Raw genomic sequence first — 25,923 nt, 5'->3', positions numbered from 1 at the left:
GTCGGGACAACCGACCCGATTCACTCACAACCCAAGGGGAAGGCTTGTCATGATTATTCTCGGCGTCATCCTGCTGATCGCAGGGCTCGTGCTCAAGATCCAAATCCTGTGGACCCTGGGGATCATCGCGCTCGTCGTCGGTGTGATCCTGGCGATCCTGGGCAGCACCGGACGCGCGGTCGGCGGTCGCAGGCATTACTTCTGAGTCGGGCAGTCGGACCACGCTTGGTCCGCCCCGGCTGTGTGTGGCGCGTCACAAAATTGCGTTTGTGTTGGCGCCCCTCGGGCTATTCGACATGTGTAGGAGAGGAGCACGAGATGCCCGCATGGGAATGGATTTTGATCGCGGTCTCCGCCGTCGTCGTGGTCGCCGTGCTGGTCGCCGCGGTAAGCGTCATCAGCAGCCGCAGAAAAACGGAGAGACTCAAGCAGCACTACGGCCGCGAATACGAGCGCCTGGTGTCCGAGACCGGTAGCCAGAAGGGGGCGGAGAATGAGCTCACCGCCCGGGAACGCAAGCGGGAAAATCTCGAGATCGTCCCGCTGACGCCGTCGGCCCTATCGGATTTCACAACGCGCTGGCACGAGGTACAGACCAAGTTCGTGGACAATCCGGCAACCGCCGTCGGCGTCGCCGATCGGTTGGTCACCGAGGTGATGCGCGAACGGGGTTATCCGGTCGACGATTTCGAGCAGCGGGCCGCTGACATCTCGGTAGACCATCCGCAGATCGTCGAGAACTATCGCGCGGCGCACGGCATTCACCTGGCGCAGCAGCAGGCCGACGTCAGCACCGAGCAGCAACGCGAGGCGTTCGTGCACTATCGAGCGCTGTTCGAAAAGCTGCTCGAGACCGACAGAGAGAATCACACGTCCAAGGAGGCAAGCGCATGACTACGCATGAAGATCAAACGATGACCGGGTCGCAGGTCTCGGAAGCCGCGCCTTCAGGCGCCTCGTCGCCAGCGGCCGGGCAGGAGCAGAGCCAGGCATCGGTTGCACCGGCGGATCATGCGGTGGTTTCCGAGGAAACAACGCCCCGCCCCGAGGCTGCGACGACATCCGCGGAGCCGACGGGCGCAGAACGCGAAGTACCAACCGCCGAAACGCTATTCGGCGACGACGAGCTCGCCGAGTTGCGCGCGCGGTGGGCCGGCGTGCAGGCGGCGTTCGTCGACGATCCGAAGGATTGCGTCCAGAAGGCGGACGTCCTGGTCTCCGATCTGGTAGAGCAGCTCACCACTGGCTTCGCCCAAGCGCGCTCACATCTTGAAGAGCAGTGGGCTCAGGGTCAGGAAGCCTCTACTGAGGACCTCCGTTTGGCACTGATGCATTACCGCGAATTCTTCGAGCGGTTACTCGCCGTCTAACGCGCGAACCGGCTAGTGCCGAAACAGTTCAGCGCCAGGTGAGTTCCATGCTGCGGCCGGCTAACCATTGGCCGAGGTCGTAGCCGTTGCGGGCCAGTCCGTCGATTGCGTTCATCGCGCGACGGACTGCCCGCTCGGCGACGTCCGGAGTCAGCAGCCCGTGCCGGACGGCGTCCAGCAGCTCGTCGACGTCGGCCAGACTCGCCCCCTGACCGGTGCGCACCGCGATGTCGAGGTAGTGGTCTTCGGAGCGCCAGATGTGCTGGCCGGGCGTGTATTCGCCGATGTCGAGGTAGTAGTCCTCATCCCGCTCGTGACCGGGGTTGAAGTGAAACACGGTGGCGCGCAGGCCCAATGACGGCAAAAGCCACGATTCGAGGTAGTGGAACTGGGCCCGGCCGGGAGTGGGCCGCGCCAGATAGAGACCCCACGGTTGCACGGCATACTCGTCGACCGCACGCACGATGCCCTTCGGATCGGTGTTGGTGCGTGCGAGCAGGTCGAATGTTTCGTGCTTCGGCGGATGGATGGGTCTCAGCCTACCTAGCCCTACCGCTTGAGCCGGATCTTCCACCGCACAAAGCAGGCGTAGAAGAGCGAGAGCCCGGCCAGCATGCCCATGTCGATCAGCCAGATCTTTGACGTGTGCTGCCAGAACCGGTCCTGGGGCAGCAACGAACCCGGGACCAGCGTCCGCAGGTCGACCGTCGACGCGCCGGCGGCATATCCCCAACGCGCCGGCACCACCGACGAAACCTGTTCGAGCCCAATCCGATTGGTCACCGGGACCATTCCGCCGCACAGCACCAACTGCACCATGATCGACACCACGAACAACGGCATGATCTGTTCAGTCGAGCGGACCAGCGACGAGACCAACAGACCCAGCATGGCCGAGGCGACGCACGTCGCAGCGACCGCCGCAAACAGCTCGAGGCTGGCCGCGAGAGCGCTGTGGCCCATGACGGCGGCGCCCCGGGTCGGCGCACCCTTGCCGAGGACCACGATCGCGGTGGCAATCGCCGCCTGCACGATCGCGAAGACACAGAAAACGCCGGTTTTGGCCAGCAGGTAGGCACCGGTCGACAGACCGACCGCCTGTTCACGCTGAAAAATGGCGCGTTCGCCGACCAGGTCGCGGATGGTCAGCGCGGTACCCATGAAGGCAGCCGCGTTGACCAGCAGGTTGAGTATTTGCGCTGATTCGTCGGGGGGGCTGGCGTGCTCGGAGGCGATGTGGAATCCGCCGGAACCCGGCACGGTCAGCGACAACGCACCGAGAATGAACGGCAACAGCGCCACGAACACGAAATAGGCGCGGTCGGCGACAACCAGGCGCACCTGCCGACGCGCGATCGTCGAAATTTGGCGCCGCAGACTGGTATGTGCCGGCTTGCCCAGCTCGGCGGGCTCGGTTTCCGGCCTCTTCGGCGCCTGGTTCTTGGCCTGGCTGCGGGCCAAGAAGCGGCGGTTGGCTTCCTCGGGGTCGGCGCCCACATCGGTGAAGATCTTGGCCCAGTTGGTGGTACCCATCGCCTCGCCGATGCGGTCGGGAGGGCCGCAGTATGCGGTCTTGCCGCCGGGTGCCACCAGCAACAGCTGGTCACAGATGTCGAGGTAGGACAACATGTGTGTCACCACGATCACCACCCTGCCGGCGTCGGCCAGCTGGCGCAGCATCATCATGACCTGGTGGTCCAGCGCGGGGTCCAGGCCCGACGTCGGCTCGTCCAGGATCAGCAGCGACGGTCCGGTGAGCAGTTCGAGTGCCACCGAGGCGCGTTTGCGCTGCCCGCCGGACAGCTTGTCCACCCGGGTGTCCGCGTGTTTGGTCAGGTCGAGTTCTTCGAGCACCTGGGCGACGACCCCGGCGCGGTCGGCTTTGCCGGTGTCGGGCGGGAGGCGTAGCTCCGCCGCGTAACCCAGCGCCTGGTTGATCGTCAGCTGCCGGTGCACCACGTCGTCCTGCGGGACCATGCCGATCCGGCTGCGCAGCGAGGCATATTCGCCGTGGATGTCGTGGCCTTCGAAGGTCACCGAGCCGGCAGTGGGACGGGAGTATCCGGCGATAAGCCGGGCGAGTGTGGTCTTGCCCGCGCCGGATCCGCCGATGATTGCGGTCAGCGTTCCGGGTCTGGCGGTCAGCGAGATGTCATCGAGCAGTTGTTTGCCTTGTTTGCTTTGGTCGACGCTGTATCTGACCCCGCGCACCTCCAGGCCGCCGGTGCGCGTCTCGGCCTGGGTGCGCGGAACCAGGGTGCTGTTGGTGAAGATCAGGTCGACGTTGCCGATGGTTACCACGTCGCCCTCGGACAAGATCGCCGACCCGACCCGGGTGCCGTTGACGAACGTTCCATTGACGCTGCAGTCGCGGATTTCGGTACCGACTGGCGTCAGAGCCAGCGTCGCGTGCTCCCGCGAGGCCAAGACGTCCGAGACGACGATGTCGCTGCCGTCGGCACGACCAATCGTGACGGTGCCGGCCGCTTTCGGGTGCCCCGAACCTCCGGCCGGTCGTTGCGAGAGGAACTTCACCATCCGCGTTGCCAGGTTCGACGAATCGCCGGTCCTGACGTCGATCGCGGTGAACTCGACGGGTGGCGTCGACGTCGGGGAAGCTGTCCGCCCGGCGTTGACCACCGTGCGCTCTTGCGGCGGCGTCTGAGGGATCCGGCGTGGCTCGGGCCGTGGGACGGCCGCCTCGCGAAACCCGGACGCCGGATGGCGTCGCTGCGGCGGCTTGGGGGCCGACGTGGGTCGGCCCCGGGGTGGGGTCCCGGTGTGACCTCCCGCCGGGGTCGGAGAAGGTCCCGGCGTCAGCGACCACGCGAGCGTTGGCGGCCCGGAATTGACCATCGACCTGGCCTGCGCCGGCCGGCCGGTCGTTCCCTGCTGCGGCCCGATCTCGAAGGTCAGTCGCGGTCCCTCCGGGTTACCGACGTTGACGCTCTGCCCGTCGTGGATGTCGAACACGGGCATCCGGTAGCCGTTGACATACGTCCCGTTCAGCGAGCCGTTGTCGATCGCCAGCCATCGGCCCTGATCAAAGCGCACGATCAAGTGCTCGCGGGAGATGCGCGGGTCGGCGATCCGCAAGTCGGCCTGCAGGTCGCGGCCAATGACCACTTCCTGGCCTGCCGCAAACGACTGTCGAGATCCGTTGTGCCGGACGGTCAATAACGGCGGGGCGGGTCGATTCACCCTTTCAGTATTTTTGGACACGTGTGAGGCCTGGCTTGGACTGGCCTGTGAACTAGCTTTGTTTCGCCATTCGGCACTCACAGCCGATTCATAGCCTGCGTTGGTCGGACGCCCACCCGCGTTCGGCAGTATTGGCGTGCCGAGAAGGGGAGGACGGTCGATGGAAGAGGCCATGAGCGGTACGCGGCGGCTGCGGGTCGGGCGACGCCTGCTCTCCCATCCGGGCCTGGCAGGTGCTGCCCTACGTGCGGGCTTCCAGTCGCTGCCGTCGGCAACCGTCGCGCACCTGTTCCGCCGGATTCCACCGGTCAACTCGACCCCGAACGCGCAAAGTTTCGATGCCGCAGACGGGCGCGACGAGATCAGCGGTTCGCGCATAGCCAGCGGCGCGCCATTCGCCGGGTACACCATCCTGCGGCCGCTGGGGGCCGGCGCGATGGCCGAGGTGTATCTGGCGTTGCATCCCAGGTTGCCACGCCGCGATGTGATCAAGGTCCTCGCCGAGGCCGTCACCGCGGACAGCGAGTTTCGCGAAAGGTTCAACCGGGAAGCCGATCTCGCCGCGACACTGTGGCACCCACATATCGTCGGAGTCCACGATCGCGGCGAATTCGACGGTCAGCTCTGGATTTCCATGGACTACGTCGAGGGCACCGACGCCGCGCGGCTGCTGAAAGAGCGTTACCAAGACGGCATGCCCGTCGACGTCGTCTGCGAGATCGTCCAGGCTGTCGCGGGTGCCCTCGACTATGCGCACACCCGCGGCCTGCTGCATCGCGACGTCAAGCCCGCCAACATCCTGCTTGCCCATCCCGACACCGAGGAACGCCGAATCCTGTTGGCAGACTTCGGAGTAGCTCGTCACCTCGGCAATATCAGCGGGATCACCGAAACAAACGTCGCGGTCGGAACCGTCGCCTATGCCGCGCCCGAGCAGCTCACCGGCTCCAACATCGACGGACGCGCCGACCAATATGCTTTGGCGGCAACGGCTTTCCACCTGCTCGTCGGCGCTCCGCCATTTCAGCACGCCAATCCGGTCGCGGTGATCAGTCAGCACCTGCACGTCGATCCGCCCCGACTCAGCGACTATCGTCCGGATCTGGCCTATCTCGACGACGTGTTCTTCCAGGCGCTGGCCAAGAAGCCCGGAGACAGATTCGAGCACTGCCGCGCGTTTTCCGCCGTGCTAAGGGGGCACATCGCCAAGGCTGGCGGTGCCACGTCCGGACGGCGAACTTCGCGCGGTTCCCTCGCGTCGGTCACCCACCGGTTTTCGTCCCGAACCCGGTGGTCGGTGGCAATGGTCTGTGTAGTGTTGATCGCGGTGGCGGCGACCTGGTCGATCTTGTACAGCTTCCAGCAGGAAAGCCCGCAGCCCAGCCCCGCCCTCGCGTCGAGACCCTCGGTTCCCGCTCCAGGCAGCACTCCCGCGAGTTCCGGGCGGGTCCTCAACGGCACCTACCGATTGGACTACGACAAGTCGAAGAAGACCACCAACGGAGTGCCGATTCGTCACGACGTGGCCGCCACCGACTGGTGGGCCTTCCGTTCGGCGTGTACCACCAACGGCTGCGCCGCGACGGGGTCGCAGCTGGACGATGCCACCCACCAGGTGGCTGGCACGACCGATGTCCTGCGCTTCGTCGCGGGCTATTGGCAGGGCGCGCCGCAGCAGGAGCGGGTGGGCTGCCGTCAGCCCAACGGACCGGTCAGGGCGACTCAGCAGGAGACGCTCGCGTGGTCGCTGGCGCCGCAGCCCGACGGCACGCTACGCGGCACCGAAACCGAAACCGTGTTGTCCAATGAGTGCGGGGCGCAGGGTGCGGTGGTGCGGATTCCGGTGGTGGCCACCAGGACCGGAGACGTCCCGCCGAACGTGGTCCTGGGCGATCCCGCGGCGGTGCTCAGCGCGCCGGCCACGCCATCCGCCAAGCCGGCGCCGCCCGTTCTCGGCGGCCTGTGCAGCGACGTCGACAAGCTCGGCTACGACCAGACCAGCAATCAGCAGGTCGTGTGCGAAGGCAACACCTGGGACAAAGCCCCGATCACCACCGGGGTGCACGCCGCCGGAACGTCGTGCGATCTGCCGGATGTGCCGGTGTTCGCCATGTCCACCTCCAACGACGGCTACCTGCTGCAATGCGATCCGGTGACCCGGTTGTGGACCCGCCACAGCTAGTTTCTCCGGTCGCGAGCGTGCGTGGTTGGACGGCGACACGCCGATAGAGCCGGCATTCTGCGCACGCTCGCGGTCGGTAGCTTGTCAGTGCTCGCCTCTACTCTGGTGACATGGCTTTCGCCACCGAGCATCCAGTAGTCGCACATTCGGAATACCGCCCAGCCGCCGAGGACGTGGAGGGGCTGGTGCGCACCGGCGCACGCTTCGAGGTGGTCAGTCAGCACGCGCCGGCCGGCGACCAGCCGACGGCCATCGAGGAGCTGGAGCGGCGGATCAGAGCGGGGGAGCGCGACGTGGTGCTGCTCGGCGCCACCGGCACCGGCAAGTCGGCGACCACGGCGTGGCTCATCGAACGCCTGCAGCGGCCCACGCTGGTGATGGCGCCCAACAAGACGCTGGCCGCTCAGCTGGCAAACGAACTGCGAGAAATGTTGCCGCACAACGCGGTCGAGTACTTCGTGTCGTACTACGACTACTACCAGCCGGAGGCGTACATCGCGCAGACGGACACCTACATCGAAAAAGACAGCTCTATCAACGACGACGTCGAGCGGCTGCGGCACTCGGCGACCTCGGCTCTGCTGTCTCGGCGCGACGTGGTCGTGGTGGCCTCGGTGTCCTGCATCTACGGACTGGGCACCCCACAGTCCTATCTGGACCGTTCGGTAGAGCTGAAGGTCGGCGCCGAGGTCCCACGCGACGGCCTGCTGCGACTGCTGGTCGACGTGCAGTACACCCGCAATGACCTGTCCTTCACCCGTGGCTCGTTCCGGGTGCGCGGGGACACCGTGGAGATCATCCCGTCCTACGAAGAGCTGGCGGTCCGCATCGAGTTCTTCGGCGACGAGATCGAGGCGCTGTATTACCTGCACCCGCTGACCGGTGAGGTGATTCGCCAGGTCGATTCGTTGCGGATATTCCCTGCCACGCACTACGTCGCCGGCCCGGAGCGGATGGCGCACGCGATCTCGACCATCGAGGCGGAACTCGCCGAACGGCTCGCTGAACTCGAGGGTCAGGGCAAGCTGCTGGAGGCCCAGCGGCTGCGGATGCGCACCAACTACGACATCGAGATGATGCGCCAGGTCGGGTTCTGCTCGGGCATCGAGAACTACTCGCGCCACATCGACGGCCGCGGGCCGGGCTCACCGCCGGCGACCTTGCTGGACTACTTCCCGGAGGATTTCCTGCTGGTGATCGACGAGTCGCACGTCACCGTGCCGCAGATCGGCGGCATGTACGAGGGCGACATGTCCCGGAAACGCAACCTCGTCGAGTACGGGTTCCGTCTGCCGTCGGCCTGCGACAACCGCCCGCTGACTTGGGAGGAATTCGCCCAGCGGATCGGTCAGACGGTGTACCTGTCGGCGACGCCGGGGCCGTATGAGCTGAGCCAGACCGGCGGTGAGTTCGTCGAGCAGGTGATCCGGCCCACCGGTCTGGTCGATCCGAAAGTCGTGGTCAAGCCGACGAAAGGGCAGATCGACGACCTCATCGGCGAAATCCGGAAACGCGCCGACGCCGATCAGCGGGTGCTGGTGACCACGCTGACCAAGAAGATGGCCGAAGACCTCACCGACTATCTGCTCGAGATGGGTATTCGGGTGCGCTACCTGCACTCCGAGGTGGACACGCTGCGCCGGGTCGAGTTGCTCAGGCAGCTGCGGCTCGGCGAGTACGACGTGCTGGTCGGCATCAACCTGCTCCGGGAAGGCCTGGACCTGCCCGAGGTTTCGCTGGTCGCGATCCTCGATGCCGACAAGGAGGGCTTCCTGCGCTCCACCCGCAGCCTGATCCAGACCATCGGCCGCGCGGCCCGCAACGTCTCGGGCGAAGTGCACATGTACGCCGACACGGTCACCGATTCGATGAAGGAAGCCATCGACGAGACCGAGCGCCGGCGCGCCAAGCAGATCGCGTACAACGAGGCCAACGGCATCGACCCGCAGCCACTGCGCAAGAAGATCGCCGACATCCTCGACCAGGTCTATCGCGAGGCGGACGACACGGAAACGGTCGAGATAGGTGGGTCGGGCCGCAACGCGTCGCGTGGCCGGCGGGCGCAGGGCGAGCCCGGCCGCGCGGTCAGCGCGGGGGTGTTCGAGGGCCGGGACACCTCTGCCATGCCGCGAGCCGAGCTGGCCGACCTGATCAAAGACCTCACCGCCCAGATGATGGCCGCGGCCCGTGACCTTCAGTTCGAGTTGGCCGCGCGGTTCCGCGACGAGATCGCGGACCTGAAGAAAGAACTGCGCGGGATGGACGCCGCCGGGCTCAAGTGACCGATACGACAACCGAGACCGGCAGTTGGCGTGAGCTGCTGGGCCGCTACCTCGGGACGTCCGTCGTGCTGGCCGGCGGCGTCGGTCTCTACGCCACCAACGAGTTCCTGACGGTCAGCCTGCTGCCCAGCGCTATCGCCGAGATAGGCGGCAGCCGGCTGTACGCCTGGGTGGTCACCCTCTATCTGGTCGGCTCGGTGGTCGCGGCGACCACAGTCAATTCGGTACTGCTGAGATTCGGCGCGCGCAACTCGTTTCTGCTGGGGTTGGCCGTTTTCGGCGTCGCCAGCCTGGTGTGCGCGGCAGCGCCGAGCATGGAGGTCCTGATAGCCGGACGAACCCTGCAGGGAGTGGCCGGCGGTCTGCTGGCCGGTCTCGGGTATGCCCTGATCAACTCCGCCCTGCCCCGATCGTTGTGGACCCGGGGGTCGGCGCTGGTGTCGGCGATGTGGGGGGTCGCAACCGTCGTCGGGCCGGCGATCGGTGGCGTGTTCGCCCAGTTCGGGTTGTGGCGCTGGGCATTCGGCTCGATGACGATCCTGACGGCGCTGATGTCGATCCTGGTGCCGACGGTACTGGCCGCGAGCCGAAACGGCCCGGGTGGCGACGCACCCGCGACGCCGGCCCTCAAGGTGCCGGTCTGGTCATTGCTGCTGATGGGCGCCGCGGCGCTGGCGGTCAGCGTCGCACAACTCCCGCGTCACGTCCTGGCGACCACTGGCTTGCTGGCCGCCGGTGTGCTGCTGGTTGGGGTGTTCGTGGTTGTCGACTGGCGCAGCCATGCAGCGGTGTTGCCGCTGAGCGTGTTTGGCTCCGGCCCGTTGAAATGGGTCTACCTGACGATGGCCGTGCAGATGATGGCGGTGATGGTGGACACCTACGTGCCCTTGTTCGGTCAGCGGCTCGGTCACCTGAACCCGGTTCTGGCCGGCTTCCTGGGTGCGGCGCTGGCGGTCGGCTGGACGGTCAGCGAGATCGTCAGCGCATCGCTGAACAATTCTCGACTGATCGGGTACGTGGTCTTGACCGCCCCTCTCGTGATGGCGTCCGGTCTTGCGGTGGGTGCCGTCACTCAGCGCGCCGACGCATCGATCGGAGTCATCGTGCTTTGGACGGTGGCATTGCTGGTGGCCGGAATAGGCATCGGAATGGCCTGGCCGCACCTGGCGGTAAGGGCCATGGAATGTGTCGACGACCCCGCCGAAAGCGGCGCGGCCGCGGCCGCGATCAACACCGTGCAGCTGATTTCCGCAGCTTTCGGTGCCGGACTGGCCGGGGTGGTGGTGAACATGGCCGACGGCGCCGACCTGTTGGCCGCCCGGTGGTTGTTCACGGTGTTCACGCTGCTGGCCGCGGTCGGATTCGTCGCCTCCTACCGGGCGACGCGCGGCGACCGGCACTCACCGCGTTGACTTGACCACTTGCGAGTAGTGGAACTGCCACCGCTCGACAATGCGGAACCCCAGATAGCGGGGGAACTGATACGCCGGCGCGCGCCCGAACGCCTTCCCCGGCGGCAGCGAGTCGCCGGTTTGATGATCGGGCAACGATTTGTCCCGGTCGGTGATGGTCCACAGCGTGGAGCACTTGTTGATTTTGGCCGTCGTCAGCCACACCGCCACGTGACCGTCCCACAAGGCACCGACCTTGGGCCCGTAATACCCACGCTCCACATCGATCACCGACCGGAACGCGGCGGGGCGGGCGGCCAGCAGCGCACGGACCGGCCCGGGTCGCCAGGGGACGGTGTTGTCCACCATGAGGCAGTCGCCAGGCGCGGCGTGGGAACTGATCAGATCGGCAACCTGGCTGTAGTCCCAGCCCGCTTTGGCGTACGGGCCGCGTTGCGTGACAAGGTAATTCGGCAGTGCGGCGACCGCGAACAGTGCTACCAGACCGGCGATGAGCAATGGTTTGCGGGCGACCGTGACGATGCAGACCGCCAGCACCACGGCCGCCGCAGGCGTGGTGAGAATCAGGTAGCGCGGGTAGTACATGGGTTCGACGGTTGCCGAATAGATCAGCACGATGGCGTTGGGAATGACGATCCACGCCGAGCAGGCCACGAGAAGCCGGCCGGGTCCGGGCGCACCGGGACCGGGTGCGCCGGCCAGCCGCGCCGCGATGGCGGCGACGACGATCACTCCCGCCAGGATCGCGAACGGAACGCTGTGGTCGAAATACTGCCGGTGCACCACGTCGAGGAAAAGGTTGCGATGCAGGCCCGCGATCCACGAGACCTGAAACGCCTGCCCATGCGCGAACAGCAGGAACGGTGTCATGGCGCCCAGCGCGACGGCCGAGCTGGCCGCCCACCAGATGACGACTGACTTGTGGTTGCCGGATTGTTCGGGCGCGAGCACGGCCAGCATCGCGGCATACACCGGCACCAACAGCACCAGATAGACGCTGACCAGTATGGAAAGCATCAGTACGAGCGCGTAGACCAGCCACAACCGTGGCCTGTTGCGCCGCACAGCGGCGACGAACAACACCGTCAGCCAGACGGCGGCCGCCACCGACAGAGCCGACGAGCGCGCCTCGATACCGGCCCACGTGACCCGAGGCAGGATGGCGAAAATGACGCCCGCGCACAGCGCGGTGAGACGGCCTCGCGACGGAAATTGCTTGGCGAAAACCACCACACCTGCCGCTGCGGCCCCTACCGCCAGACAGCTGGGAAGCCGCGACCAGAATTCCGTCGGCGGAAAGATGGCGAACCAGCCGTGCATCAGCAGGTAGTAGAAGCCGTGCACCGCGTCGATATGGCCGAGGAGCTTCCACAGTTCGGGCAGTGTCCGGCTTGCCGAGGCCGAAATCGTGGCGCCCTCGTCGTACCACAGCGACGGCCTGCCCGCCCAGCCTGCGCTGATCACCGCGGCCAGCAGGGCGATCGCCAGCGGGTCGAGCAGCCTGCCGCGAGCGTGTGCGCGCCCCGGCTCGTCGGCGATATCCGCCGCGCGTCCTTCGAGTGTCGGTACAGGCATGATGCTTGTCACTGTAATGAACCTGGTCAGCGGTCCGTCCCGGGTGCGCTGGCCAGGGTTCCGGCCGATTGCGAACCCGGCACGTCCGCGTGGCCCTGAGGTATTCGACGCGGTTTAATCGCACCATCTGCATGCGGCACGCGATAATGTCTTGGCTTGGCGTAGCAACCGACATTGGGAGGGTAAATGAGCGCCTACAAGACCGTGGTGGTAGGAACCGACGGCTCGGATTCATCGATGCGTGCGGTGGACCGGGCGGCCACTATCGCCGGGGCGGACGCGAAATTGATCATCGCGTCGGCGTATCTACCCCAGCATGACGACGGCCGGGCCGCCGACGTCCTGAAACAGGAGAGCTACAAGGTGTCGGGCACCGCTCCGATCTACGACATCCTCCACGACGCGCGGGAGCGGGCGCACAAAGCCGGCGCGAAGAACGTGGAGGAGCGACCGATCGTCGGGGCCCCGGTCGACGCGCTGGTGCACCTCGCCGAGGAGGAAAAAGCCGATCTGCTGGTCGTCGGCAACGTCGGTCTGAGCACCATCGCCGGTCGTCTGCTGGGATCGGTGCCGGCCAACGTCTCACGTCGGGCGAAGGTCGACGTGTTGATCGTGCACACCACCAACTAGTCCTGATGGTGGCGACCCGCATCGCCCGGCTCCGCCGCGCTCGCGATCGCCACTGGCCGCCTACCAGCCTCGTTTACGCCATTCGCCGAGGTTGGGACGCTCAGTTCCCAGCACGGTGTCGTCACCATGACCCGGGTAGATGACGGTGGAGTCGTCGTACACGTCGAACACCCGGGTGCTGACGTCGTCGAGTAGCTGGGTGAAGTCGCCGGGCTGCCACGTCTTGCCGACCCCTCCCGGGAACAGGCAATCACCGGTGAACAGTTGCGTGACTCCTCCGGTCGCCGGCCCGTCGAGGGCCAGGGCAACGGATCCGGGCGTGTGCCCGCGCAGGTGGATGACGTCGAAGCTCAGCTTGCCGATTTGAACAGTATCGCCGTTGGCCAGCAAACGATCGGGCTTGACCGGCAGCGGATCGGCGTCGATCTCGTGCGCGGCGGTCGGCGCGCCGGTGGCCGCGGCCACCGCCTCCAGCGCCTGCCAGTGATCGAAGTGCTGATGGCTGGTCACGATCAGCGACAGTTTCGGCGCGTACCGACGGATCAGGTCGATGAGTATCTCGGCGTCGTTGGCGGCGTCGATCAGGAGAGTTTCGCCGGTCTCGGAACATGTCACCAGGTAGGCGTTGTTGTCCATGGGACCCACTGACGCCTTCAGGATCGTGGCCCCGGGCAGCGTGCGGCGCGCCGCGGTACCGGGATCGACGTGTCCGGTGTAGTTGTCGCTCAGCTTGTCGGGGGCAGTCATACCGGTCAGGTTACTGGTCTGAGGATGCTTGTCGGTACGGCCACATAGCATGGGGGACGAGTTCTATCTGAAAGCCAATGGGTTGAAAGGGAGTGCGTGGCTGATCGCCTCATCGTCAAGGGTGCTCGCGAGCACAACCTGCGCAGTGTCGACCTTGACCTGCCTCGTGACGCGCTGATCGTCTTCACCGGCCTGTCCGGATCGGGCAAGTCGTCGCTGGCCTTCGACACCATCTTCGCCGAGGGCCAGCGGCGCTACGTCGAGTCGCTGTCGGCGTACGCCCGCCAATTCCTGGGACAGATGGACAAGCCGGACGTCGACTTCATCGAGGGCCTTTCCCCGGCGGTGTCCATTGACCAGAAGTCCACCAATCGCAACCCGCGATCGACGGTCGGAACCATCACCGAGGTCTACGACTATTTGCGTCTGCTGTATGCCCGCGCGGGCTCGCCGCATTGTCCGGTCTGCGGTGAGCGGATCGCACGGCAGACGCCCCAGCAAATCGTCGACCAGGTGCTGGCGATGGAGGAGGGCACCCGGTTCCTGGTGCTGGCACCGGTGGTGCGCACCCGCAAGGGCGAGTTCGCCGACCTGTTCGACAAGCTGAACGCGCAGGGTTACAGCCGGGTGCGGGTCGACGGCGTGGTGCATCCGCTGACCGATCCGCCGAAGCTGAAGAAGCAGGAAAAGCACGACATCGAGGTGGTGGTGGACCGCCTCACCGTCAAGGCCACCGCCAAGCAGCGACTCACCGACTCGGTCGAGACCGCGCTGAACCTGGCCGACGGCATCGTGGTGCTGGAGTTTCCCGACGACCACGACGAACACGGCCACCCACGCGAACAGCGGTTCTCCGAGAAGCTCGCCTGCCCCAACGGACACCCACTGGCGGTCGACGACTTGGAACCGCGGTCGTTTTCGTTCAATTCGCCCTACGGCGCCTGCCCCGAGTGCACCGGGCTGGGAATCCGCAAGGAGGTCGACCCGGACCTGGTGGTGCCCGACCCGGAACGCACGCTGGCCGACGGCGCGGTGGCGCCGTGGTCCAACGGCCACACCGCGGAATACTTCACTCGCATGATGGCCGGCCTCGGTGAGGAGTTGGGTTTCGACGTCGATACTCCCTGGCGCAAGCTTCCGGCCAAGGCGCGCAAGGCAATTCTCGAGGGTTCCGACCACCAGGTGCATGTGCGGTACCGCAACCGGTATGGCCGCACCCGCTCGTACTACGCCGACTTCGAAGGCGTGCTGGCGTTCTTGCAGCGCAAGATGGAACAGACCGAGTCCGAGCAGATGAAGGAACGCTACGAGGGCTTCATGCGTGACGTGCCCTGTCCGGTATGCGAGGGCACCCGGCTCAAGCCGGAGATCTTGGCGGTGACGTTGGCGGCGGGAGAACGCGGCGCCAAATCGATCGCCGAAGTCTGCGAGCTGTCGATCTCGGACTGCGCCGACTTTCTGAACGCGCTCACCCTCGGTACGCGTGAGCAGGCGATCGCCGGGCAGGTGCTCAAGGAAATCCAGTCGCGGCTCGGCTTCCTGCTCGACGTCGGGCTGGAGTATCTGTCGCTGTCCCGTGCGGCGGCCACGCTGTCCGGCGGTGAGGCCCAACGGATCCGGCTGGCGACTCAAATCGGGTCCGGCTTGGTCGGAGTGCTCTACGTGCTCGACGAGCCGTCCATCGGGCTGCATCAGCGCGACAATCGTCGGCTCATCGAAACCCTCACTCGTTTAAGGGATTTGGGTAACACGCTGATCGTGGTCGAGCACGACGAGGACACCATCGCGCACGCCGACTGGGTCGTCGACATCGGCCCGGGAGCCGGCGAGCATGGTGGCGCCATCGTGCACAGCGGTACCTACAGCGAGCTGCTGGCCAACGCGGAGTCCATCACCGGCGCCTACCTGTCGGGCAAGGAACGCATTGAGATACCCGCCATCCGCCGTCCCGCCGACCGGCGACGCCAACTGACCGTCGTCGGTGCCCGCGAGCACAACCTGCGCGGAATCGACGTGTCCTTTCCGCTCGGGGTCCTGACCGCGGTGACGGGTGTGTCCGGTTCCGGAAAGTCGACCCTGGTCAACGACATCCTGGCGGCGGTGCTGGCGAACCGGCTCAACGGCGCCCGGCAAGTGCCGGGTCGGCACACCAGGGTCACCGGGCTGGACCATCTGGACAAGCTGGTGCGGGTGGACCAGTCGCCGATCGGTCGCACGCCGCGGTCCAACCCGGCCACCTACACGGGGGTTTTCGACAAGATCCGCACGCTGTTCGCCGCCACCACCGAGGCCAAAGTCCGTGGCTATCAACCCGGCCGGTTCTCGTTCAACGTGAAAGGCGGCCGCTGCGAGGCGTGTACCGGTGACGGCACCATCAAGATCGAGATGAACTTCCTGCCCGACGTGTACGTGCCGTGCGAGGTCTGCCATGGCGCCCGCTACAACCGGGAAACCCTGGAAGTTCACTACAAGGGCAAGACGATCTCGGATGTGCTGGACATGTCGATCGAGGAGGCGTCGGAGTTTTTCGAGCCGATCACCGGCATACACCGCTACCTGCGCACGCTGGTCGACGTGGGGCTGGGCTACGTCCGGCTCGGGCAGCCCGCGCCCACCCTGTCCGGCGGTGAGGCGCAGCGGGTGAAGCTGGCCTCGGAGTTGCAGAAGCGCTCCACCGGGCGCACCATCTACATCCTCGACGAGCCCACCACTGGTCTGCATTTCGACGACATCCGCAAGCTGCTGGGCGTCATCAACGGCCTTGTCGACAAAGGCAATACGGTGATCGTCATCGAACACAACCTGGACGTGATCAAGACGTCGGACTGGATTGTCGACATGGGGCCCGAGGGCGGCGCCGAGGGTGGGACAGTCGTCGCCGAAGGCACACCGGAAGACATTGCGGCGGTGCCGGAAAGTTACACCGGGAAGTTCCTCGCCGAAGTGGTCGGGCGTAACGGCGCGTCGACGAGCACGCCGCGTCGCCCATCCCGGCGCCGGAAAGTCAGCGCCTGATCTTTCCCCGCTCGGCATTCTGGGGCGCATCGAGACTGCGCTGAGGGCGTTGATTCTGTGGTGAGGGCGCGCTCCACTCGCAGTTCCACGCCCTGGCCGCAGAATCGATCAGCTTGGCAACTGGGTTCCAGACTTGGACAGCGGCGACGGGAAGCGAGGGCTGACCCGCACGCCGTCCAGCCACTCGGTGAGTTCGTCGGCACGTCGCTGCAGGGCACGTCGCGCGTCCCGGCCGGGGTCTTCGAGCAACTGCAACTCGACGCGGGCTTGATCGTCTTGATACCAGCCGCCTACCACGCGTCCGTTGCACCATGCGGTCGGGCCCGCGTTGCCGTTGCGGTCGAAAACCTGGTCCCGGTGGGCACCGAGATACCAGTCACGTTCACACCAGCCCATTGTCGTGGCATCGAGGCCCGGAAGCAGCGCACACCAGGGTTCCACGCCCGGCTCGGTCTCGAGATCGTCCGGCATCGCGTAGCCGAGCTTTCCGTCCAGGTCCACTTGCGTCGCGTCGATGTCGGCCAATGCCTTTCGTGCGGCAGTCAGGGTGGTGCCGAACCACCACTTCACGTCGTCGACGCTCGCCGGCCCGAACGTCCGCAGCCAGCGCCGGGTGAGTTCCGCCTGCGCATCTGCCGACGACGCCGGCCGGCGAAGCTCACCCAGCCAGTGCGCGGTGGTCGCCCAACGTGGACGCGACGTGGTCCAGGTTCCGTCATTCGGGCCGCGCACGATCTCGCCGCGCGCCGAAAGCACCGTCAAAACCCGTGGGGCGATCGGAACCTCACCGCCCCAGCGCTTTCCGGGTGCCGGATCGTAGGTGCCAGCCAGTTCCGGCAACGCGGCCCGCAGCTCTGTGCTGCTGGCGGGCCCGTGCTCGCCGAGGTACCTCAGCACCGCGGCACGGGCCGCTTCCAACCAACGCTCGCCGTCTGCGGCCACCCCGGCCTTGCGGACATCGGCGGCCAACCGGCGACTTTCGTTGTCGGCCACCCGGTCGCTGGCCGCGACCTGCGCTAGTCCAAGGTCAGCGGCGTTCACCAACCACAGCGTCCGCCGCATCGCCAGTTGTTTGACGGCAGACCGCTGCACGTACAGCTCGCCGTCCAGGTTGGTGGTGGAGAAACCCGCCGACCGCGCCCACAGCGACAGGTACGGAGTGGACGGGTCGGTGGCATGCAGCCCGATCAGGCCGGTGATGACCGTGCCTATCGGCGGCGAGCCGACAGGCGCCAGGAAATGCCTGCGCGCCAGTCGGTTTCGCCGTTCGTCGACACCGAATTTGCGCACCTACAGAGTACGGACCAGCCGGTCGGCGAGCAGCCCGGCGAACTTGGCCGGATCCTCGAGTGCGCCACCTTCAGCGAGAAGGGCTGTGCCGTAGAGCAATTCGGCGGTTTCGGCGAGCCGCTGCATCTCAGCCTCGTCGCCGCCCTTCTTGTGTGCCTGTTGCAGCCCGGTGACCAGCGGATGGTTCGGATTGAGCTCGAGAATCCGCTTGCCGACCGGAAGCGCCTGTCCGCTGGCACGGTAGATGCGCGCCAGCGCGGGCGTGATGCCGAAGGCGTCGGTGATCAGGCAGGCCGGCGATTCGGTCAGGCGGGTCGACAACCGCACTTCCTTGACATGCTCGTCCAACGTTTTTTGCAGCCAGGCCAGCAGGTCGGCGAATTCCTTTGCCTGCTCTTCGCGTTCGGTCTCGGACTTGTCCTCCTCGGAGTCCAGGTCCACCTCGCCTTTGGCCACCGACTGCAGTGGTTTGCCGTCGAACTCGGGCACCATTCCCGTCCAGACCTCGTCGACCGGGTCGGTGAGCAGCAGCACCTCGTAGCCCTTGGCTTTGAACGCTTCCAGGTGCGGGGAGCTGAGCAGTTGCTGACGCGACTCGCCGGTGGCGTAGAAGATCTGCTCTTGGCCCTCCTTCATCCGCTCCACGTACTCGGCCAGCGTGGTGAGTTCCTCGTCGCTGTGTGTGGAGGCGAACGACGAAACCCGAAGCAGCGTGTCCTGGTTGTCGTGGTCGGACATCAGGCCCTCTTTGAGAACCCTGCCGAACTGCGACCAGAACGTGCGGTAGTCCTCAGGGCGATCGGACTGCAGTTCCTTGATGGTGGACAGCACTTTTTTGGTCAGCCGCCGCCGGATCGCCTTGATCTGCCGGTCCTGCTGCAGGATTTCGCGGGAAACGTTGAGCGACATGTCCTGTGCGTCCACGACGCCCTTGACGAAGCGCAGGTAGATCGGCATGAGCTCCTCGCAGTCGCTCATGATGAAGACCCGCTTGACGTACAGCTGGATGCCGATCTTGTTGTCCTGGTTGAACAGATCGAACGGGGCGTGCGACGGAATGAACAGCAGAGCCTGGTACTCGAAGGTCCCTTCGGCCTTCATCTGGATGACCTCGAGCGGGTCGTCCCAGGCGTGCGCGATGTGCTTGTAGAACTCCTTGTATTCCTCGTCGGACACTTCGTCTCTGGACTTGGCCCACAGGGCTTTCATCGAGTTGATGGTCTGCGTCTCGATGGTGACCTGCTCTTCGCCGCCGTCTGCCCCTTCTTCTTGGGAAGCAGGGGTGCGACGTTCCACGTCCATCCGGATGGGCCAGGCGATGAAGTCCGAGTACTTCTTGACCAGCTCCCTGATCTTCCACTCCGAGGTGTAGTCGTGCAGCTCGTCTTCGGCGTCTTCGGGCTTGAGGTGCAGTGTGACCGAGGTTCCCTGAGGAGCGTCGTCGACCGACTCGATGGTGTAGGTGCCTTCCCCGGTGGACTCCCACCGGGTGGCCGCGCTCTCGCCGGCTTTGCGGGTGAGCAGCTCGACCTTGTCGGCCACCATGAACGTCGAATAGAACCCGATCCCGAACTGGCCGATGAGTTCTTCGGAGGCCGACTCGTTCTTCGCGTCCCGCAACTTCTGCCGCAATTCGGCGGTCCCCGACTTGGCCAGCGTGCCGATCAGGTCGACGACCTCTTCGCGGGTCATCCCGATCCCGTTGTCGCGGATGGTCAGCGTCCGGGCGCTTTTGTCGGGCTCGATCTCGATGTGCAGATCGCTGGTGTCGACGTCCAGGTCCTTGTTGCGGAAGGCCTCCAGCCGCAGCTTGTCGAGCGCGTCGGAGGCGTTCGAGATCAACTCCCGCAGAAACGAGTCCTTGTTTGAGTAGACCGAGTGGACCATCAAATCCAGCAGCTGGCGCGCCTCCGCCTGGAATTCCAGCTGCTCTGCCTGCGCGTTCATATACCTCCTTCGACTGGTCTGGCGATGTGCATATCTCGGAACCGATTATCCACAGCGTGCCGGGCGGCATCCGGGCTGCCACTGTGAACATCAGCGACGTCTACTTGGGCACTTTGGCGGCCATGTCGGTGGCGATCTGGCTGGCCTGGTTGGTGAGCTGCGATGCGCACGCGTTGACGTCGAGGACCACATTGGACACCGCGCTCAGCACGTGCTGGCACGTCGCGCCCGTATTGTCGGTCGAGTCGTGCACCAGCGCGATTTTCGGGGGAGTGCCGTCGACGTCATGGAATCTCCATGCGAAGGTCTTGCCGTCATGGGTCGTCTGAGTGATGGTCTTCCCGGCACACCCCTGCCACTGCAGTCTCTGAGAGTAGACGAATTGGTTCGCCTGCTGCGCGGACGCAAAGTGCACAGCACCTTGGACGACAACGATGCCGGGATTTCCGCCCTTCTGCAACAGCTGGGCCACCGTTGCGGTATAGCCACTGCTCTTGTAAGTCGGACTTTGGAAACCGATCAACGCCCCGAGACATTGCGCGTCCGACAGCTGGTCTCCGGGATCGACGTCTGCCATATCCGTTCTGGTCTTGCTGACGGCGACGCCGGACGTCGAGAAGAGAGCGTTGATTTGTGCCGGCGTAAGCAGCAGCGAATTCAGCTGCGCGGGAGCAACTGTCGGAACCTCCCTGGTCGTGGTGGCCGCGGTTGTGGTGGAAAGCGCGGGGGCGGTGGTCGTGATCGGAGTGGTTGTCTGGCTGTTCTGCTGCTCGCTGCCGGTATTGCGGACTGCCAGCCAGATGGCCGCGGCGACGAGCACGGCGACGACCACCGCCGCGGCGCCGACGAGCAACCACGGTTTGCGCTGAGACGGCCTTGGCGGAGCCCATGCTTGGGGCGGCAGCGGGAGTTGAGGCGGCATCATCGGCATCGGCCCGCTCGGCGGCGGAGCGAATTGCCGGGTGTGTTCGAGCAGCGTGTCCGCCCGATGCTGATCGGTCGCGCTCAACGCCTCATGGGCGGCCTTCGCGAGGGTGCCGGCGCTTTCGTAGCGCTCGGTGGGTTCCTTGGCCATCCCGCGGGCGATCACATCGTCGAAACCGCTTGGCACCGAGGGGTTTTGTTGGCTGGGTCGGGGAATAGGGCGGGTGAGATGTGCTGCCATCAGCGCGGGCAGATTCTCCGAGGAATACGGCGGAACGCCAGTCAGGCATTCGTAAAGGACGCACGTCAGCGCGTAGATGTCGGCGCGGTAGGTGATTTCGCCGTCGTCGAATCGTTCGGGTGCCATGTAGCACCAACTGCCCACTGCGGTACCGGTCTTCGTCACGTTCTTGTCGGTGAAGGCTGCGGCGATCCCGAAGTCCGCGAGGTAAGCGAAGTCTTCGCCGGTGAGCAGGATGTTCTCGGGTTTGATGTCGCGGTGGATCACCCCGGCCCGGTGCGCGGCATCCAGCGCCGCGGCGACCTGTTCGATGATGGCCACCGCGCGAGGCGGAGCCAGCGGTCCCTCGCGGCGGATCAGCGCCGCAACGTCGTTGCCGTCGACGTAGCGCATGTCGATGAACAGCTGACCGTCGATTTCGCCGTAATCATGGATCGGCACGATGTGTGGTTCTTGCAGGCGACCTGCGGTGTGTGCTTCGCGTTGCATGCGACGGCGAAACACGTCGTCGGAACTGAAGTGCTGCGACATCAGCTTCAGCGCGACAGTGCGGTCTTTGACCGTGTCGTAGGCCGCGTAGACCTCGCCCATACCGCCACGGCCCAGCAGTCGCTGCAGCTTATAGGGGCCGAACTGGGTGCCTACCCGCGAAATCGGTCCGGTGTCAGTCATCGCTTCGCATCGAGTCACGGATCTGCGCCAGCCGTTCGGCAGCCGCGCGCTGACGCTTCTCGTACTCGTCTTCGATCTTGCGCCCTTCTGCGCTCTCCGCGTCGAGTTCCGTTGCGCCCACCGAGGTTCCGTAACGGGTTTCGATCTTCTCGCGGACGGATTCGAAGGTCGGCACCCCCGAGTCGTCGTATCCGTCCGACGTCGTTTCTTCGTCAGGCATGCAGACCAGGCTACTTGGGCTCCCGATCGAAGTACCGCACCATCTGCTCCCAGTACACCAGCGTCAGCGCCATCTGCACGACCGTCGCGACAGTCGCCGGAATCAATTGGCGGCGACGGGCGGCGACGATCGCGCCCAGCGCCACCGCGGAAGTGAGCCCGGTGACCGCCATGGCTGCATCCCGGGGCCGACGGGTGATCCAGAGCTCCTCGCCCAGCATCGCCCGGGTGGACCAGGCCCGCTCGTCGCGCGGTTTACCGAAGACCACCGGGTTGACCGCCAGCCAGAATGCGACCAGCGCGGCGTCGCGCCACCGCCGCGTCCAGATCGGCACCAATACCAAGGGTGTGCTCGCCCAGCGCGTCCAGGCACTCCACGGATTGGCGTGCCGCGCAAAAATCGCCCGGCGAAACGCTGCGATCGACAACTTGGGCATGCGACAAAGCCCGGACTAGTGGCGATCGCAAGGGCGGCGAAGCCGGGCGCTGGGGGCACCTCCCGCTTGCGGGGGACGGGTCGTCACCATCGGAACTAGTGTGGCTTTGCCAGGGGGAAGGGCAGCGTCTCGCGGATGCTGCGACCCGTGATGAGCATCACAAGCCGGTCGATGCCCATCCCCAGTCCACCGGTGGGCGGCATCGCATATTCCATGGCCTGCAGGAAGTCTTCGTCGAGTTCCATTGCTTCGGGGTCGCCGCCGGCGGCCAGCAGCGACTGTTCGTGCAGACGACGCCGCTGCTCGACCGGATCGGTGAGCTCGCTGTAGGCGGTGCCGAGCTCGACGCCCCAGGCCACCAGATCCCAGCGCTCGGCGAGACCGGGCTTACTGCGGTGCGGGCGGGTCAGTGGCGACACCGACGCCGGAAAGTCGATGTAGAACGTCGGATGCTCGGTCCGGTCCTCGACCAGATGCTCGTACAGCTCGAGCACCACCGCGCCCGCGTCCCACTGCTTCCGGTAGGGAATGTGCGCGGCATCGGACAGCCTGCGCAGGGTGGCCAGGCTGGTCTCGACGTCGATTTCCTCGCCGAGCGCCTCGGAAACCGCTTGGTGCACGCTCTTCACCGGCCAGCTGCCGGAAATGTCCACTGGTTCGATGCGGTCCGACCCGTCGGTCCGGAACCGCATGACCGTCTGGGAGCCGTTCGCGGCTTCGGCGGCATTCTGAATGAGTTCGCGGCAGCCGTCGGCCCACACCATGTAGTCGGCATGCGCCTGGTAGGCCTCGAGCAATGTGAATTCCGGGTTGTGACTGAAGTCGACGCCCTCGTTGCGGAACGCGCGGCCCAGCTCGAACACCCGCTCCACACCGCCGACGCAGAGCCGTTTGAGGTAGAGCTCCGGCGCGATGCGCAAGAACAGATTCATGTCGTAGCTGTTGATGTGGGTCACGAAGGGCCGCGCCGCGGCGCCGCCGTGAATTTGTTGGAGAATCGGGGTCTCGACTTCGATGAATCCCTTGGCGAACAACGTCTCCCGGACCGAACGCAACACGCTGCTGCGGGCTGTCACCAGATCGCGGGATTCGGGGTTGACCGCCAAATCGACGTATCGAGTCCGTACCCGAGCCTCCGGGTCGGTCAGCCCCTTCCACTTGTTCGGCAGGGGCCGCAGGCACTTACCGATCATTCGCCAATCCCGCACGATCAACGAGCGGTTCCCGTTCTTGCTGAAGCCCATCTGGCCGGTCAACTCGACCAGGTCGCCCAGATCGATGGCGGCGGTGAAATCGCGCGTGCGGCTCTGCTCCAAGCGTGAATTGTCAAGCAGCACTTGCATTTCACCCGACCAGTCACGCAGATCGGCAAACAGCACGCCGCCGTAGTCGCGGATCCGCAGTATGCGTCCGGAAACCGAGACGTTGTCCTTGTCGTCGGCGTCGATCGCCTCGGCGATCGTGTGGCTGGGCGGACTGCCCACCGGGTAGGCGTCCATGCCCGTGCGCTGCAACGTCTTCAGCTTGGTCAGGCGCACCCGGACCTGTTCGGGCAGCCGGGACTTCGGTTCTCCCTCGGTGACGACGCCTCGTTGTTGTTGTAGCCCACTGACGTCCGGAGCTGACCCGTCGTGATGCAGCAAGCCGGATTCGGCCAGTCTCGCCGGCACGGCCGAGTGATGACCGGTGTGCTCCTTGTTGCGCCGGCTGAACGGCAACACCAGGTAGCCTTCTGCGATCACCGAGGCGACACCTACCCGCGGCATCAGCCGGGCATCGTCATAGCAGGCGTACCGCGGTACCCACTCGGGCTGGTATTTCATGTTCGAGCGGTACAGCGCCTCCAGTTGCCAGAATCGCGAGAAGAACAGCAACAGCCCGCGCCACAGTCGTGCAACCGGGCCGGCGCCGAGTTGGGCGCCCTGCTCGAACGCCGAGCGAAACACCGCGAAGTTCAGGGAGATACGGCTGAGGCCGAGCTTTTCCCCGTTCAGGGCGAGCTCGCTGACCATCAGTTCGATGGTGCCGTTGGGGGACTGCGGCGAGCGACGCATCAAGTCCAGGGAGACGCCGGTCTGGCCCCAGGGGACCAGCGACAGCATTGCGACCACATTGCCGCCGCGATCGACGGCTTCGACCAGCAGGCAGTCGGAATCGGCCGGATCGCCGAGCCGGCCCAACGCCATCGAGAAGCCGCGCTCGGTTTGGGTGTCGCGCCAGGCATCCGCGCGAGCAATGGTGTCCGCCATTTCCTCCGGGGAGATGTCGCGGTGTCGCCGGAATCGTACCGTCAGCCCCGCACGTCGCGCCCGCGTCACCGCCTGACGCACCCCGCGCATCTCCGGGCCGGACAGCTTGTAGTCAGCGGTCCGCAGGATCGCCTCGTCGCCGAGCTCCAGGGCGTTCAGACCGGCCTCGCGGTATGCCTTGGCCCCTTCCGAACTGGCACCCATGACGCCCGGTGCCCAGCCGTAGGCCTGGCAGAGACCGAGCCAGGCGTCGATCGCCTGCGGCCACGCTCTGGGGTCGCCGATCGGGTCGCCGCTGGCCAGGCAGACGCCTACCTCGACTCGATAGGTGACCGCGGCGCGGCCGCTCTGCGCGAACACCACCGACTTGTCGCGACGGGTGGCGAAGTAGCCCAGTGAGTCGTTCTGCCCCCACAATTCGAGCAGTCCGCGGATGGCGGATTCGTCCTCGCCGGTGAGCGCGTTGTCCGCCCGCTGGGACTGAAACAGCACGACTGCCGCGACCATCAGCGCAAGCGCGCCGAACAACCCGAATATCGCGTTGAGGAATACCTGCGGTTGCGGCCGGCCGGTGAACAAGTGCGAGGGCACGACGGCGAACCCGACCACCCGGTTGGCCACGTACAGCAACCGATCACCCGGGGCGAGGGTGCCGTGAAACATCTCTACCAGGCCCCAGGACAACAGGATCCCGATCATCCACCCGGTAACCAGCACCGCGGCCGCCTTGAACAGGGCGCCCCTGCGGACCTTGGCCCAAAATTCCCGATAGCTCAGGATCAGCACAATGGCTGCCACGACATGGAAAGCGAAGCCCAGGCTTTCGCCGAAGTTCTCGGAAGGCCGGTTACCACCCTGGGCGAGATCGAGGACGTTCAAGGCGGCCGAGAAGACCATGTTGCCGAGCAGCAGCAACCAGGCGATCCGTTTGCGGGCGGTCAGGGCGGCGGCCAGCAGTGCCAGCACGAACGACCACGCGATGCTGGTGTCCGGGAAGTTGAACAGATAGGCGTTGATGAACTCCCGCGGCGGCCTGATGAGCCACCGGAGCAGTGGTGACACGCTTGCGATAAGTGACACGGTGGCGATGACGCCGACGGTCCAGCCGGCCGCCGCCGGCACCCAGTGAAGCCGGGAGTTCGACTGGCTAGTCCTCGGGCGAGTCGATGCGAGTGTCACAGACCGCGAGAATATTCCTTCAAACACTGAAATTGCTGGCGAACGGCCAAGACTGGCCAAGAGTACCAAGACCGGACGAGAGCATTCAGGGACGGCCACGAGTTCGCCCGCCTCGTCGACGGTCGTCAGCAACGCCTTCGAGCCCCGTGCTGCTAGACTGGCCTGCGCGACCATCCCGGCTAAGGCCAGGGACAGTTAAGTGGAGTCCCACTCCCACCGCATGCCAAGAGAAGATTCCGACTATCGAGAACTTCTGTAAGGCTATGCGGTCCGGTCAACGGGCGTGTTTTGATGCCCGTCCTGCGCACGGCGCAGGCGGCTTGAGCTTTCGGGCCGCGACCGGTCGGCATT

Annotated in this window: 18 protein-coding genes; 8 read left to right on the top strand and 10 right to left on the bottom strand. The window is 65.6% G+C overall.

Translation table 11 applies throughout. From position 1 onward, the window contains the following. Nucleotides 1-49: 49 nt before the first annotated feature. From A5791_RS26935 to A5791_RS24115, 3 genes are all read left to right on the top strand, one after another. Nucleotides 50-205: a DUF6131 family protein gene (locus tag A5791_RS26935; protein WP_172828949.1), complete on the top strand. Its 156-nt coding sequence runs from the start codon at nt 50-52 to the stop codon at nt 203-205. Between the two features lie 113 nt (nt 206-318). Beyond that, nucleotides 319-894 carry a hypothetical protein gene (locus A5791_RS24120; protein WP_067242481.1) on the top strand — a complete coding sequence of 192 codons (576 nt, stop codon included), beginning with the start codon at nt 319-321 and terminating at the stop codon, nt 892-894. Then, nucleotides 891-1,370 (top strand): hypothetical protein, encoded by a 480-nt coding sequence (locus A5791_RS24115; protein WP_067242477.1) that lies wholly within the window; start codon nt 891-893, stop codon nt 1,368-1,370. Before A5791_RS24120 ends, A5791_RS24115 begins: the two co-directional genes overlap by 4 nt. A gap of 28 nt (nt 1,371-1,398) precedes the next feature. On the opposite strand, the gene A5791_RS24110 is transcribed toward A5791_RS24115, so the two are convergent. Together A5791_RS24110 and A5791_RS24105 are read right to left on the bottom strand one after the other, a co-directional pair. Continuing rightward, nucleotides 1,399-1,833 (bottom strand): DUF402 domain-containing protein, encoded by a 435-nt coding sequence (locus A5791_RS24110; protein WP_156661589.1) that lies wholly within the window; start codon nt 1,831-1,833, stop codon nt 1,399-1,401. 86 nt (nt 1,834-1,919) lie between these two features. After that, a complete protein-coding gene (locus A5791_RS24105; RefSeq protein WP_231995995.1) occupies nt 1,920-4,571 on the bottom strand; it encodes an ATP-binding cassette domain-containing protein in 2,652 nt (883 codons plus the stop codon). A gap of 172 nt (nt 4,572-4,743) precedes the next feature. On the opposite strand from A5791_RS24105, the gene A5791_RS24100 reads away from it, so the two are divergent. The 3 genes from A5791_RS24100 to A5791_RS24090 all read left to right on the top strand — a co-directional run bounded on the left by A5791_RS24100 (nt 4,744) and on the right by A5791_RS24090 (nt 10,447). Beyond that, nucleotides 4,744-6,753, top strand: a complete 2,010-nt coding sequence (locus tag A5791_RS24100; RefSeq protein ID WP_369828129.1) for a serine/threonine-protein kinase — start codon at nt 4,744-4,746, stop codon at nt 6,751-6,753. 110 nt (nt 6,754-6,863) lie between these two features. After that, nucleotides 6,864-9,035, top strand: a complete 2,172-nt coding sequence (uvrB, locus tag A5791_RS24095) for an excinuclease ABC subunit UvrB (RefSeq protein ID WP_067242469.1) — start codon at nt 6,864-6,866, stop codon at nt 9,033-9,035. Further along, nucleotides 9,032-10,447, top strand: a complete 1,416-nt coding sequence (locus A5791_RS24090; protein WP_067242465.1) for an MFS transporter — start codon at nt 9,032-9,034, stop codon at nt 10,445-10,447. Before uvrB ends, A5791_RS24090 begins: the two co-directional genes overlap by 4 nt. On the opposite strand, the gene A5791_RS24085 is transcribed toward A5791_RS24090, so the two are convergent. Then, entirely contained in the window at nt 10,436-12,022 is a 1,587-nt protein-coding gene (locus A5791_RS24085) for a glycosyltransferase family 39 protein (RefSeq protein ID WP_067242462.1), read from the bottom strand. The two genes, A5791_RS24090 and A5791_RS24085, sit on opposite strands and share 12 nt — an antisense overlap. Before the next feature lie 186 nt (nt 12,023-12,208). On the opposite strand from A5791_RS24085, the gene A5791_RS24080 reads away from it, so the two are divergent. After that, nucleotides 12,209-12,652, top strand: coding sequence for a universal stress protein (locus A5791_RS24080; protein ID WP_067242459.1), 444 nt, complete (start codon nt 12,209-12,211; stop codon nt 12,650-12,652). Between the two features lie 60 nt (nt 12,653-12,712). On the opposite strand, the gene A5791_RS24075 is transcribed toward A5791_RS24080, so the two are convergent. Next, nucleotides 12,713-13,399 carry an MBL fold metallo-hydrolase gene (locus A5791_RS24075; protein ID WP_067242673.1) on the bottom strand — a complete coding sequence of 229 codons (687 nt, stop codon included), beginning with the start codon at nt 13,397-13,399 and terminating at the stop codon, nt 12,713-12,715. 96 nt (nt 13,400-13,495) lie between these two features. Here A5791_RS24075 and uvrA point away from each other — a divergent pair, with 96 nt between their 5' ends. Then, nucleotides 13,496-16,414, top strand: coding sequence for an excinuclease ABC subunit UvrA (gene uvrA / locus A5791_RS24070; protein ID WP_067242455.1), 2,919 nt, complete (start codon nt 13,496-13,498; stop codon nt 16,412-16,414). A gap of 108 nt (nt 16,415-16,522) precedes the next feature. On the opposite strand, the gene A5791_RS24065 is transcribed toward uvrA, so the two are convergent. The 6 genes from A5791_RS24065 to lysX form a co-directional block, all read right to left on the bottom strand. Further along, nucleotides 16,523-17,704: a winged helix DNA-binding domain-containing protein gene (locus tag A5791_RS24065; protein WP_067242451.1), complete on the bottom strand. Its 1,182-nt coding sequence runs from the start codon at nt 17,702-17,704 to the stop codon at nt 16,523-16,525. Then, nucleotides 17,705-19,651: a molecular chaperone HtpG gene (gene htpG / locus A5791_RS24060; RefSeq protein WP_067242447.1), complete on the bottom strand. Its 1,947-nt coding sequence runs from the start codon at nt 19,649-19,651 to the stop codon at nt 17,705-17,707. Nucleotides 19,652-19,751: 100 nt separating this feature from the next. After that, a complete protein-coding gene (locus A5791_RS24055) occupies nt 19,752-21,488 on the bottom strand; it encodes a serine/threonine-protein kinase PknH/PknJ (protein ID WP_067242443.1) in 1,737 nt (578 codons plus the stop codon). Further along, entirely contained in the window at nt 21,481-21,708 is a 228-nt protein-coding gene (locus tag A5791_RS24050) for a hypothetical protein (RefSeq protein ID WP_067242439.1), read from the bottom strand. The genes A5791_RS24055 and A5791_RS24050 overlap by 8 nt, the downstream gene beginning before the upstream one ends. Before the next feature lie 10 nt (nt 21,709-21,718). Beyond that, complete coding sequence (locus tag A5791_RS24045; RefSeq protein WP_067242435.1) at nt 21,719-22,144, bottom strand: DUF6653 family protein; 426 nt, start codon at nt 22,142-22,144, stop codon at nt 21,719-21,721. 95 nt (nt 22,145-22,239) lie between these two features. Beyond that, the gene (lysX, locus tag A5791_RS24040; RefSeq protein ID WP_082967107.1) at nt 22,240-25,572 is read right to left on the bottom strand and encodes a bifunctional lysylphosphatidylglycerol synthetase/lysine--tRNA ligase LysX; all 3,333 of its coding nucleotides are present in this window, start codon (nt 25,570-25,572) and stop codon (nt 22,240-22,242) included. Nucleotides 25,573-25,923 lie beyond the last annotated feature (351 nt).

It is taken from the genome of Mycobacterium sp. 852002-51163_SCH5372311 (genome assembly GCF_001667115.1).
Taxonomy (GTDB): domain Bacteria; phylum Actinomycetota; class Actinomycetes; order Mycobacteriales; family Mycobacteriaceae; genus Mycobacterium.
This window is presented reverse-complemented; position numbering and strand designations above follow the sequence as displayed.